Annotated in this window: 12 protein-coding genes and 2 pseudogenes; 6 read left to right on the forward strand and 8 right to left on the reverse strand. The window is 35.7% G+C overall.

The features are described 5' to 3' along the window. The 6 genes and pseudogenes from GGG_RS21410 to GGG_RS0116895 all read right to left on the reverse strand — a co-directional run. The coding region (locus GGG_RS21410; protein WP_010116978.1) for a hypothetical protein at nt 1-220 on the reverse strand (220 nt) is incomplete at its 3' end. After that, nucleotides 211-675 carry a hypothetical protein gene (locus GGG_RS0116865; RefSeq protein ID WP_010116981.1) on the reverse strand — a complete coding sequence of 155 codons (465 nt, stop codon included), beginning with the start codon at nt 673-675 and terminating at the stop codon, nt 211-213. The genes GGG_RS0116865 and GGG_RS21410, both read right to left, overlap by 10 nt. Nucleotides 676-1,208: 533 nt before the next feature. Next, on the reverse strand, nt 1,209-1,601 hold the full coding sequence (locus tag GGG_RS0116875; protein WP_010116983.1) for a hypothetical protein: 393 nt from the start codon (nt 1,599-1,601) through the stop codon (nt 1,209-1,211). Nucleotides 1,602-1,838: 237 nt separating this feature from the next. After that, entirely contained in the window at nt 1,839-3,335 is a 1,497-nt protein-coding gene (locus tag GGG_RS0116885) for an RHS repeat domain-containing protein (RefSeq protein WP_010116984.1), read from the reverse strand. 183 nt (nt 3,336-3,518) lie between these two features. Then, nucleotides 3,519-3,620, reverse strand: a pseudogene (locus tag GGG_RS21630) (hypothetical protein); the annotation flags it as partial. A 26-nt stretch (nt 3,621-3,646) separates the two neighbouring features. Continuing rightward, a complete protein-coding gene (locus GGG_RS0116895) occupies nt 3,647-6,043 on the reverse strand; it encodes a DUF6531 domain-containing protein (RefSeq protein ID WP_010116986.1) in 2,397 nt (798 codons plus the stop codon). A gap of 562 nt (nt 6,044-6,605) precedes the next feature. Between GGG_RS0116895 and GGG_RS19960 the strand changes: the two genes are divergently transcribed. Both GGG_RS19960 and GGG_RS21550 read left to right on the forward strand, forming a co-directional pair. Further along, nucleotides 6,606-7,682, forward strand: a complete 1,077-nt coding sequence (locus GGG_RS19960; RefSeq protein WP_264650129.1) for an esterase-like activity of phytase family protein — start codon at nt 6,606-6,608, stop codon at nt 7,680-7,682. 65 nt (nt 7,683-7,747) lie between these two features. Further along, complete coding sequence (locus GGG_RS21550) at nt 7,748-7,957, forward strand: hypothetical protein (protein ID WP_369034339.1); 210 nt, start codon at nt 7,748-7,750, stop codon at nt 7,955-7,957. 79 nt (nt 7,958-8,036) lie between these two features. On the opposite strand, the gene GGG_RS0116905 is transcribed toward GGG_RS21550, so the two are convergent. Together GGG_RS0116905 and GGG_RS0116910 are read right to left on the reverse strand one after the other, a co-directional pair. Further along, the gene (locus tag GGG_RS0116905) at nt 8,037-9,095 is read right to left on the reverse strand and encodes a type II asparaginase (protein ID WP_010116988.1); all 1,059 of its coding nucleotides are present in this window, start codon (nt 9,093-9,095) and stop codon (nt 8,037-8,039) included. A 407-nt stretch (nt 9,096-9,502) separates the two neighbouring features. After that, on the reverse strand, nt 9,503-10,933 hold the full coding sequence (locus tag GGG_RS0116910) for a pyridoxal phosphate-dependent aminotransferase (protein ID WP_010116990.1): 1,431 nt from the start codon (nt 10,931-10,933) through the stop codon (nt 9,503-9,505). A 229-nt stretch (nt 10,934-11,162) separates the two neighbouring features. Here GGG_RS0116910 and msrB point away from each other — a divergent pair, with 229 nt between their 5' ends. The 4 genes and pseudogenes from msrB to GGG_RS21415 all read left to right on the forward strand — a co-directional run. After that, the gene (msrB, locus tag GGG_RS0116915; protein ID WP_010116992.1) at nt 11,163-11,582 is read left to right on the forward strand and encodes a peptide-methionine (R)-S-oxide reductase MsrB; all 420 of its coding nucleotides are present in this window, start codon (nt 11,163-11,165) and stop codon (nt 11,580-11,582) included. Continuing rightward, nucleotides 11,579-12,061: a glutathione peroxidase gene (locus GGG_RS0116920; protein WP_010116993.1), complete on the forward strand. Its 483-nt coding sequence runs from the start codon at nt 11,579-11,581 to the stop codon at nt 12,059-12,061. Before msrB ends, GGG_RS0116920 begins: the two co-directional genes overlap by 4 nt. A gap of 42 nt (nt 12,062-12,103) precedes the next feature. Continuing rightward, complete coding sequence (locus GGG_RS0116925) at nt 12,104-12,958, forward strand: AraC family transcriptional regulator (RefSeq protein ID WP_010116994.1); 855 nt, start codon at nt 12,104-12,106, stop codon at nt 12,956-12,958. A 92-nt stretch (nt 12,959-13,050) separates the two neighbouring features. After that, nucleotides 13,051-13,162, forward strand: a pseudogene (locus GGG_RS21415) (LysE family translocator); the annotation flags it as partial.

Raw genomic sequence — 13,162 nt, forward strand, 5'->3', positions numbered from 1 at the left:
GGATCAAGTTTAATGGTGTATATAACACATTTCCACCACCAAACTCCAAATCACTGTCTTTCCAAGATGATACTACCCTATATATGTTTTTGAGTTTCTCTCTAGATAATGGATTATTAGTAGTACTAAACTCAAGAGCTTTAAACCACGTATTAAGAGAATTAAGGTTATTTGGTAACATTTCAGCACCTTTATCCCAAAATGAAATATCTACGACCAAACAGATATATTCTCGATCAACTCTTTCACTGTTCTAGCTTCATTAATAAATAATTCAATCGCTTGTGCTTGACTAAAATCACTGTTTTTAAACCATTTCGGATTTTTTAAAAATAACTCTGTAAGTTCTTTTTTAATCTCATCTAAATTACATTTTTTGATAGGACTCACTTCAAAAACAACCCATATTGATCTATTTCTTTGTGATGCTAAATAATGTCCACCAAAATGTTTAAGAATAATCTTTAAAAATTTTGGAAATGGTAAGTTATGTAATGGTATTTTTTTTGTTTGTGTAATTTCATATTTCATACCACTTGAATCAAATATAATTGCACCAGACAAATAGCCTATATCAAATGCTTTTTCACTTATATAGCTTATTCGATCTTCACTTTCTAAATTACCTTTAATAAATAAAGAGGTATGTATTAAAACTGGGTAGTTTAGATTCATTATTCATCTCCTGTTACCATATCAGCACCTACACCAGAACCAACTGATCCTACTGCACCTTTAGCCCATGTAGGACTTCCATACCACAATTTTTCAATAAAATTAAAAGTTTCGCCACCTGGATCATTTCCATGAATCCGTTGATGTACAGATCGTTCTACAGCCTTTAAATTTCACGGATGATTTTTAATTGCATCTGGCACTTTTTTTCCTATCCAACTATTTCTTTCAATTAACCAATGATGTAGTTCATAACCTTTAGGCGTATCTTGAGCTTTTCTTACTCTTGGGCTGACATTTTTCCATTTGGTACTTAACTTAAACCAGTTTGCACCTGATTTGGCATGTTTAAAGGCACCAGTCCACCAGCCTCCACCAATAGCCCCTAAAGCCCCAGATATTCCAACCTGCGTCTCTACCTAAACCACTTGTTCCTAATTTCTTAGTAATACCAAGTCTAGCTTGTGTTCCATGTAAGAACTCCTCTAATGCAGCAGCTTTATTTGGATTTTGACGGAATAAGATGCTGATATTTACAACTGATCTAGACAGCTGTCTAAATCATTGATTTGAAGAATTTCAAAAATTTCTACTATTGATTTTGAAGATTTTATTTTATCAAGAGTATTTTCTATGTTTGCCTGAATATTGCTAAATAGAGGATCATCACTAATTGCATCTTTTTTAATAGCCTGTGCGATTATTTTAGTAACTTCAGGAAAACTATATTCTACTTGTTCTATGATTACTTCTATTTTATAAACACCAAAAAAGGCACTTTTAAATTTTTGAAAAAATGATTCTCCTTGAATTTCTAAACGATTAATTCTTTTAATTTCACCAATATCTCCATCTTTATTAAAAATCAGAGACCCAAGTGAAGCATCAAGATTTTTTTTTGTAATTTTGAGTTGCTTTGAGAGCAATACCAGCTAATTGATAGATAGAAAAATCTTTTGGATTTATAAGTAATAATAAATCTGTGTCATTAATTTTCATAATTTAATCCTCAAAATAATTACCAATTCCAACAGCTACTGTACCTCCAGTGGTACCCATTACCCATGATGGGGCTCCTAATAACGAACGAAAGTTCGTTGCTCCTTTTGACATCCAATTATTGAATGCTGTAGGGACAGGATTAATATTCCATGGCTGATTTTTCAACCAATTTGGAGCATTTTTTCCCAACCTTGATTTTGTTGTAATAACCAATGATGGCGCTGTTGTCCTGAAGAAACTTTTAGTACAGAAATATTATTTTTTTTACCCCATGCTTTTGTTGCACCCCATGAATAAGAAGGAGATCTACCACCTATTGACTGAGCTACTCTAAAACGAAAAGCACCTTTAATTAAGCCATCTGTTAAACCACCACCAATAGCACCTAACCCAGCAGAAACTGTCACACTTCCCCAATCAATACAATGCCATTCCCCACCATTCAATGCCAACTGAATTCCTAAATCAGTTCCTGCACCTATCGCAATTCCAACTAATATTGGTACAAACTGCCCTGTAGGATCATTATATGAAACAGCATTACTATAGGCATATGCATAGGTATTGGTACCATCAAATAAACCCAATGGATCACTTTGGACATAGCGTCCTGTTGCTGGATCATAGTCTCGGAAGTAGTTATAGAATGTGCCGATTTCACTATCAAAGTATTGTCCAGCATGACGTAAAGGCATGGTGAATTTAATATTATTTGCATCAACATCTTCGTTTGCGAGTACATCCCCAAACTGGTCTCCATCCCAACGCCATAAAACCTTACGACTATCGCCATCACCTTCGCTAACAGCTCTTGGTGTTTTTAAATGATCTGTATGGACTCTCAGTAAAACATTTGGACGTTCCTGACTCAGCATTCCCACCAAACGATCACCGAGCCAAATATATTCACGAATGCGATTGCGGTTTTGATCGTATTCACCTAATAGCTGTCCAGATTCGTTATATACAAAGTAGATAACGCTCTGTACGCCATTATTTGAAATGTATTTGATGACACGCTGGCCAAGTGGATCATAGCGATTTTCAATACTGTTCGAATTTTTTTGGATTTGGCTGCTACGCCCAGCTGCATCGTATTGATAACTGCGGGTGTTGTCTTGAGTGACTTGACCTGTCGCTAAATAGCTGTAGCTATTGATACGGTTGCTTGTGTTTGCAATTGAATATGCGGTATCTGTAGAGGTACCATTTTCAGCTTTATCTTGTTGTGTTCGATTACCATTGGCATCGTAGCTATAATTCAGAACAGAATTTTTATCTCCAAACTGGATGTTTTGTTGGGTCAATCGATCCATCACATCATAATTAAAACCTGAATTGAGCGTGCTATCGCTGTCGTTGATGCTGGTGATTCGATCTGCAGCATCAAAGTTATAGTGTCGTGTCAGAATCCCTGTTGAAGTGACGTCATTGATTCGCCCATCTGTATCTTGAACTATATTGAACTGGTCGTATCCTGTTCCCCAATTCCAACCACCGATTCCTATTGGGGTGTAGCGAACATTTTGGAGTAATTTACCGCCAATACTTGAATTAATATTGCTTAGCAGACCTTGGTTATAGGTATACGTAATTTTGAGCCCACTTGGATAGAGAATATTGGCAAGCTTCCCTCCAGCGGTATAGTTGTATTGCACACGTAGTGGTAGGTTGGGCTTTAATGCGATGACTTTTTCAATGACATTCCCAGCACTATCACGATTATAGCGGATACTACTATTGGCATTACTAACCCGTGTTAACTCGCCTTGCCCATATTGACCGCCATCATAATCAAAGCTGGTAGTGAGTTGATTTGAACCACTGCCATCTGTTTTTTGACGTACTCTTTGTGCGTTGTCATAGGTATAGGCATGAATATTATTTTGGCTATCGGTGTATTGTGTAAGGCGACCTGTATCATCATATTGGTAGCTTGTTAATCCAGTATCAGGGCTATTTACACTTTCTAAATCACCAAATGCGTTGTAGTGGTATGTTGTGGTATTTTACCTCGTGCATCTGTGACTGTTTTTAATTGATCTAAACTGTCATATTGATATTGGGTTAACCCTTGTGCTGGGTTTCTGTTTTGTTTGGTTCTACCTAATGCATCATATTGATAGCCTGAAGTTTGAGTGAGTGCATTTTTTTGTTCAGTCAGTTGGTTTAAATCATCATAACTAAATTGTTCATTTTGTTGATTATTACCTTGTTGTTGGCTGACTCGACCTAAGGTGTCATACACCGTTTCTGTTTTAAATATAATATTGCTGTAATTATCAGTAATTGCGGTATTGGTAATGGCACCTGCATTATTGCGAGTGTAATTTACGGTATTGCCAGTATTATCTCGGATTAAAATTAAGCGTTGTGCTGCATCATATTCATAATTCAGTATTTCACCATCTGGAAAGGTGACCTGTGTCAGTTGACCAGCATTATCATAAACATATGCTGTTGTTGCGCTTTGGCTACTGCTTAAACTGATGCTGCCGGATGTTTGACTGGTTGTTCCTGTTCCCGAAAATGGTGTGCCCAATCCAACGGCTTGGCACCATTGGTTGATTAAATCAATAATCCATTGTGCCCATTGAACAACTTTGTTGGTGCTGTTGTAGCTTGTCTCAAAACTTGGATTTAAACGTGTTTCTACTGTTTTGAGTACTCTTCCTAAATTGTCATAGGTGTAGGTAATTTTATGACCACTTGGGAATGTAATAATTTTGGGTTGTCCCAAGGTATTGTAGCTGCTGTAACTGGTCACTAAACCAGCTGAATCCGTCACTGTAAGTAAATTACCAGTATTGTCATAGCTATATGTTGTTTTGGCTTGGGTAGGCTCTGTCTCTGTAAGAGTTTGACCTAAATTATTATAGGTATGTGTCCATGTTCTGGTTTTTTGGGTGCTAAGGTCTGTAATTGTTCGAGTTAAAAGATTTCCTGTATTGTCATATGTTAGGTTTATTCTGCGTAATGGTTCTTGTATTTCAATTGGTAACGCTAATGTTGGATGCCATTGTGTTGTTGTAATCCTTTCTTCAGCAGTTCCAGCTGCTTCTGTTAGTTTTGTTTCAAGATTTCGGCCCAGGTCATATTCATAGGTCGTGACTTGCCCAAATTGTTCATGACGAACTAAATTTCCAGAACTATCATATTCTGAACTACTTTCGGTTGTAGCCCCTCGTTTTACTGTTCCAATATGTTGAGTACCTGAGATGCGTGAACGGCTATATTCTCGTTGAGTACCATAAGGATTAGTCACTTGTGTATTGTTGTCTGAATAATTAAAGCTGAATTGCTGTGTATTTCCTGCATGTTCGGTCAAAATACCTCGATCAAATTCATCATAGGCATAACTAGCAAAACGATTGCCTAATTCATCACTGATTCCTGTGAGTAAATAAAGATTTCTTGAGGGTGCAACTGACGTATTTTCATTATAACTATAATATTTTGTGCCTGAAGATGGTCGGTTAATAGACCATAATGTATTGCCACTATAAGAGTATTGAATAACCTGAGCATTGGGTAATTTAATGTTGGTTAGATAGCCATCTGTATCATAGGTTAAAGTCAGTTTTCGACCAAATTGATCTGTAACTGTATTTGCTCTGAAGCTTGTTGCATTGGGATAATTAACTGTCACGAATTGATTGCCTATGTAATTAATTCGAGTTAATCGTCCTTTTGAGTCATAAGTTTCAACTTTATTGTTTTTAAGGTCTTTTATTTCCCAGCCACTGCTTAATTGGTTTAGGACTAAACTTGTATCTGGATCAACATACCAATCAGTTGTACCTAATAATGGGCTTATGCGACCTTGTTGAGGTGTTGCAATTATTTCTTTACCATCTTCACGCCATAAGGTGATAGATGTGATATTCGCCCCTGATGATGTGAAATATAAACGCATTGCATAGTTATACGTCCAAGCACGTGTTGAACCAAAAGGCGTGTTATCGGATAAAACATTGTCTGAAAATAAACTGTTATAAACACGAGTGACTTCTAAAGGTCCAATAGGTGCTTTCCAATCTGTTTCTACTTGGAATTTATTACCTGTACTGACAGAGCAAGGATTTCCCAAGCCATCACAGCTTTTACCTTTGTCTTTTTTTGTTTCATAAACAGGTAAACACGTTGCAGTCGTGTGTTGACCAAATACAGCTTTTGTCCCGGCTGGACATGCATTATTTTCGGTGCATAGATCATCACATTGATTCGGGCAGCTATAGGTTGCCATACCTACATCGCCAGCAACACATTTTGCACTGCATTGTTGGTCGCCTTTACTGATTCCTAATGTCCCAAACCACGCTCGACAAACATCATCAGCTTCAGCATGTGCTGTGGTTTGTAGCATTAAAATAGATATGAATATAAAGAGTATTTTTTTAAGTAAGTTATTATTATAAACTGATTAATATTTGTTTTATATTTTGCATGGTTTTGAGTTTTTAGTATAGATGTTGGATTAATTATTTTTAAGTTTTTCTAAAGTTATGATCTGTTGATACTTTTAGTTTATAATTTATTCCATAATGCTAACTATATGAATTAAGTTATTGTATTCAGATACTTTTCTTTTAGTTTATTAAATCGTATCATGATTTTTTATAAATAACTTTAATAATTACACAAAGAGTTTTTCCAAGAAATTGATTTGTACCATTAAAAACAATGGCGCATTTTTTAAAGTATTAAACTTTATCAATTTTTTGTAAAAATATCTGCATGACTAAACTATTTTGTATGGTATGCTAAACAATAAATTCAATAAAATTGTTGAAAGTGGATTTCAGCTTAGAACAGTATTGAGCATTCAATATTGTTGGGGATGTAGAGAGTGTTAAGTTTAATTTTATAATTGATTTTTTACTCGCTATTTTTTGCACGGAAAATATTAACAGACCTTAGAGTAAACAATGAAAAATTCAGAATTCGATCAAATGAATCAGCAAGACATTGGAAATTATCCATCCGACAATTTATATAAAAAGTTTTCCCAAGGTGTGCAACTACCGTACGATATTTTAAATATTCACAATATTGCTGATGGGGCAAAACAAGGTCATTTTATTGAAATTCATTGTGGTGGTTTTGGTTCAGAAATAGCAGCACATTCAACTGAAAAAAATCAATTTTATGCATTAACAGATCGTGGGCCAAATACAACTTATAATGTGAATGGTGACAATGGCAAGATTTTTTTAGATCCAAGCTATACACCTAAAATCGGCTTATTCGAATTGCAAGCAGATGGCAGTATTCACAAAATAAAAGAAATTTTACTGAAAGATCCTACAGGTAAAGCCATTACAGGTTTACCAAATCAGCATTTTGGTGCAACCAAAGAAATTGCTTATGATCAACATGGGCAAGTTTTGCAAAATGGAACAGACGAATTTGGTTTAGATTCAGAAGGTTTGGTCACATTGAAAGATGGCACTTTTTGGGTGAGTGATGAATATGGCCCACATATTGTGCATTTTGATGCGAATGGTATAGAAATAGATCGAATCAATGCTTATGAACAGGATAGTCGTAGAAAAACAGGCTATTTATTGCCTTTGGAATACGCCAATAGACGACCAAATAGAGGAATGGAAGGGTTAACGATAAGCCCTGATCAGAAAAAATTAGTCGGTATTATGCAATCGACCATGAGTAATCCTGATAAATCCGTGGTGAATTCAGATTTAACCCGCATTGTGATGATTGATCTTGAAACTAAAGCAGTTTCTCAATATTTATATCGTCAAGAAGCTAATGAGACTGTGCATTCGAATACAGCGATTACAGCATTGAATCATAATAGTTTTTTAGTTGCTGAACGTGATGATGATTTTTATAAGGATAATCCGCAAGCTTTTAAACGGGTCTATAAAATCGATTTAAATCAAGCCACTGAGCTTGAATCTGTATTCGAAAATGAGCATTTGAAACAAGATGAGGATTTAGGCTTACTCATTGAAGGGCAAACTTTGAGCAATATGTTTTAGACAAAGGCTGGGAAGGGCTTGAGCAATACGGCATTCATCCTGTCGCTAAAACATTGGTTGTAGATTTGGTAGAGCGTTTGCAGTATCCACATGATAAAGTTGAAGGTTTATGGGTGATTGATGATCAACATTTAGCAGTTTTAAATGACGATGATTATGCATTTTCTGAAACGGATGGTGTGTTAGAGCAGAAGTATTTAGATAAAGAACAAAATAGAATTGATGCAAATACTTTGTATGTCATTGACCGTTTAGATTTAAAGCCAATTGAATGAAGAAGGCTATTAAAAAAACCGTTCATTGATATGAACGGTTTTTTGTATTTTTAATCCATAAAAATGGATCAATTAAAAATTAGTATTCCCAGAACATGCGCTGAATTTCTTTCGCATCTTTGGTTTTAGTCAGGGCTAATGCTGCTAAAAGTTTAGCTTTTTGAGGATTTAAATCGTGAGCAACGACCCAACCGTATTTATCATCAGGTTGTTCTGCATTACGCAATACAAAACCTTGCGGAACACGTGAAGAACGAATGATTTGTACACCTTGTTGTTGCAATTCATTCAATGTCGGCACGATATAATTTGCAACTGAACCATTGCCTGTTCCAGCATTGATAATCGCTTTAGCGCCAGCTTTTGCATATGCTAAATACGCATCTGGAAGCATATTGCCCGAACCATATACAATTTGAACCAAAGGTAGGGCATCGCCTTGAATACTCTCAATATTAAATTCAGAATTATTGTTAAAACGTTTAGCAACATTTCTAAACCAATATGGTTTACCTTCAACTAAAGTGCCTAAAGGTCCCCATTGGCTTGTAAAAGCATTGGTGTGGATATTGATGGTCTTAGTAACGTCTCGTGCTGCGAAGATATCATCATTCATCAGCACAAAAACCCCTTTGCCTTTTGCACTATCCGCAGCAGCCAAAGCAACTGCACTGTACAAATTCAAAGGGCCGTCAGCAGAAAGTGCTGAAGGTGGACGCATTGAGCCGACGACAACAATTGGTTTATCGGTATGCACAGTTAAGCTGAGAAAGTAAGCTGTTTCTTCTAAGGTATCTGTACCATGAGTAATCACAACGCCATTAACATCAGGCTTTTTGACTAACTCATTGACTTTACGAGCGATGGTGAGTAATTCTTTATCTGTAATGCTTTCAGATGCAACTTGTAAAGCTTGTACACCTGTAACATTGGCAAGGTTTTGAATTTGAGGCACAGCATTGAGCAACGCATCAACAGGAACTTTGGCCGCAGTATACGTTGCACTATTGGTTGAGCTTGCACCTGCGCCTGCAATCGTTCCTCCAGTAGCTACGACAACGACATTGCTTTTGGCAAATGATGAAATAGGTAAGATTAAACCGATAGAAAGGGCAAGCGCCGTAAATGTTTTTTTCATAAATCATCCTTAAAAGAAATCTATTGCTGTTTTAAGCAATTTTTGTTCCATTTTTAACTTAATATAAAGTGTCTTTATTTGCCTATACTGATTTGAAAATGTATTTTTTTTATTAATCATTCAAATTTATAGTGTAGTGGTTTTTGAATTTTAAATAGAGTGATTTATAAACAATTTGGAAATGCCTAGAATTACCAAGATATTCATTATTTTAAAACAGCATTAAGCTACTTAAAGATGTATGCGTAAAATGTTTTTCTAAAGTTGAAAATAGTCTGAAATTGATAAAAAATAGTAGTAATTCGGATAAATTAAAATATTTTCTGTTGGTTATTTATCAATAATTTTACATAAAAAAGGTACTCAACATATTGAATACCTTCTTTAATTTTCAGTATTTCAAGCAATTAACGAATTTTTGCCAAGAAACGGCTTAAGCGATTCATTGCTTCACGTAATTCATTTTCAGCAGGTAAGAAAACCACGCGGAAATGATCAGGCGTTGGCCAGTTAAAACCTGTTCCTTGTACAAGTAAAACTTTTTCCGCTTTTAAGAAATCCAGCATGAATTTTTCATCATCTTCAATTGGATAAATTTCAGGATCAAGTTTAGGGAAGCAGTACATCGCACCTTCAGGTTTTACGCATGATACACCAGGAATATCATTCAACATTTCCCATGCAATATTGCGTTGTTCGTATAAACGACCACCCGGGCGGATCAAATCATTGATTGACTGATAACCACCTAAGGCAGTTTGAATTGCATACTGTGCTTGATGGTTTGCACATAGGCGCATCGACGCCAACATGTCTAAACCTTCAATATAATCCGCAGCACGTGATTTATCACCCGTGATCGCCATCCAACCTGAACGATAGCCTGCAATACGATAGGCTTTAGACAAACCATTGAACGAAACACACAATTGATCGCCAGCGAGCGCTGCTACAGCAACATGCTCAATCCCGTCATAGATAATTTTGTCGTAGATTTCGTCCGCAAATAAAATCAGATCATGCTTTTTAGCCAATGCGACGATTTGTTCTAAAACATGGCGTGGATAAACCGAACCTGTTGGGTTGTTTGGGTTAATCACCACAATACCACGTGTATTTGGCGTGATTTTGCTTTCCATGTCAGCAATATCTGGGTACCAGAAGTTTTCTTCATCACATTTATAATGAATTGCGGTACCGCCAGAAAGATTTACTGCCGCAGTCCAGAGTGGATAGTCAGGCATTGGAACAAGCATCTCATCGCCATCGTCCAATAAACCTTGCATCGCCATCACGATCAATTCAGATACGCCATTGCCGATATACACGTCATTGACATGCATATCTAAAATACCTTTTTGTTGGTAATACTGGCAAATTGCTTTACGCGCAGGGAAAATCCCTTTTGAATCTGTATAACCAATCGCATTAGGTAAATTTAAAGCTACATCGTTAATAATTTCTTGAGGTGCTTCAAAACCAAAGGGAGCAGGGTTACCAATATTTAATTTAATAATTTTATGACCCGCTTCTTCCATTTCATTGGCCGCTCTTAACACTGGTCCACGGATGTCGTAGCAAACATGCTCGAGCTTAGACGATTTTTTTATTTCGCGTGGGGTTTGATGAGTGTTCGGCATTTTGATGTTCTCGGAAAGAGTGGAGGTCACTTTTGCATAACGATATAAATAACTTTTAAATGTTTCAGTTGTTACAAGATCAAGATCGTGTTCATCTCTGAGTAAAGCAACAATTTTTTCATGCGTAAAACCTAGCTGTTGATATTGTTTAATCACAGGTAGTAGATGTTTAAAAATAACGCTCTTTTTCTGCGACATTTTTTAATCCTAAGCAAGAATGTCCGTAAGACTAACATTAAATTTGCGTATAAAAAAGCATTTAACAAATAAAAATGCTTACCATGTTTTATTATTTTGCTTACTTTTTGCTTTTATGTGAATTATTAGTCTTTTGTAACTTGTGAATTAAAGACTAGAAATTTTAATTTGAATGACGTAAATATAGGATTATCCTATTTTAAATAGCAAGATAGAAAGGGAAGTAATCATGGGAAAGCTTAATAAAACAGACAGAGAGTGGCAAAGAGAACTATCGCCAGAAGAGTTTAAAATTACACGTCAAAAGGGAACTGAACCCGCTTTTACAGGTAAGTATTGGAATACAAAGCAACAAGGTACCTATGTTTGCCGATGTTGTGGTGAAGAATTATTCTCTTCAGAGAATAAATATGACAGTGGTTGTGGCTGGCCGAGTTTTTATAAGCCTGTCAATTCCACTGTTGTAGAAGAACAAGATGATACGTCACATGGCATGCAAAGAACTGAAATTATTTGCCACCATTGTGATGCACATTTGGGACATGTTTTTGAAGATGGCCCGCAACCCACAGGTTTACGCTATTGCGTAAATTCAGCTTCTTTAGAATTAAAAACACAAGAAAAAGGCGACGAGGAAACTTATCCATGACGAATATTTATCAGTTTGAGGCTGAATTGTTAGAAGGAGAAAATAAATCTTTTTCTGACTATGAAGGAAAAGTTTTATTGATTGTAAATACTGCAAGTAAATGCGGATTTACGCCCCAATTTGCGGGTTTAGAAAAACTCTATGAAAAATATAATGACCAAGGGCTAGAAGTGCTCGGTTTTCCTTGTAACCAATTTGGTGGGCAAGATCCCGGTTCAAATGAACAAATTGGAGAATATTGCCAACGTAATTATGGTGTTAAGTTCCCAATGTTTGCGAAAGTTGATGTGAAAGGACCTGAAGCGCATGCCATTTTCCGCTATTTAACCAATAATAGTAAGGGAATTTTAGGCAATGGCATTAAGTGGAATTTCACTAAATTTTTAATTAATAAAAATGGTGAAGTGATTAATCGTTATGCACCTACAACGAAACCTGAAGATATTGAAAAAGATATTGAAAATGCTTTAGCGGGTTAATGATGAATTCATTGCAGCTTCAAAATTTACAATGAGAATGTAATGAACTTAGATTCTAGCGTTGAGTTTTGGAGTGATTCAAAAATGCCCTATGTTGAAACGCGTAGGGCATGCCAAAGCCGAATTTGTTATAAATCTCATAGTCATTCAACATTTTCTATTGGTGCGGTTGATTGTGGAATAAGCCACTTTTCTAGTTTTTTTGCAAAAGACCAAAAAATAGGAGCAGGTAGTCTTGTCGTGATTCCTGCACATGTGGAGCATAGTTGCAATCCACTGCCAAATAAAGCTTGGAGCTACCAAATGATGCATCTTGATGCAGAATGGTTAACTCAGCTTTTACAGGAGTTAAAGCAGGATATTTTGATTGATCATCAAATAGTTAATTCCTTGCTTAATACACCAATACCGCAATTAAAACCCAGTATTATCAATAATCCTTTGCTCTATAATGCTTTTACAAATTTAAATGCGATATTATTTAATCCGAAAATTTCTATACTTGAGAAAGAACAATACTTAATCGAAATTTTAACTCAAATCTTATTACCGAATTTTAACTGGGAAAGAGTATGTAATTCAGACTATTACCAGCAACTTTTAACCCAATTACTTGAGTGTATTGAAGAAGATATTGAAAGTTTATCGCTAAAAGTATTATCTGAAAAAATGAATATGAGTAGATATGCTTTAATCCGTTTATTTAAGCATTATTTTGGATTGACACCGCATGCGTATCAGCTGAATAGAAAAGTGAATTATGCGCGCAAATTATTAAAAGAAGGATGTGATATTGCACAACTTGCGTATGAATTGGAGTTTTCAGATCAAAGTCATTTCCATCGAATTTTTAAACAATATACAGGTGTGACTCCAAAACAATATGCTAAGAATTGATAATCAAATCTGTGGCGGGGTGGTTGCGCAATTTTATACAAGAATCAAAGATAGAAATTCCATAGATTAGCCTTGATGTAAGGGGAGTATTTATGGAATTATTTTTAACGATTGCAATAACTCATTTTGTAGCTTTGCTTACTCCAGGAGTTGATTTTTTTATTATTCTCAAAACGATAATGCAAAATAAGACCAATGCAGCAA

It is taken from the genome of Acinetobacter sp. P8-3-8 (assembly GCF_000214135.1).
In the GTDB taxonomy this organism is placed as follows: Bacteria; Pseudomonadota; Gammaproteobacteria; order Pseudomonadales; family Moraxellaceae; genus Acinetobacter.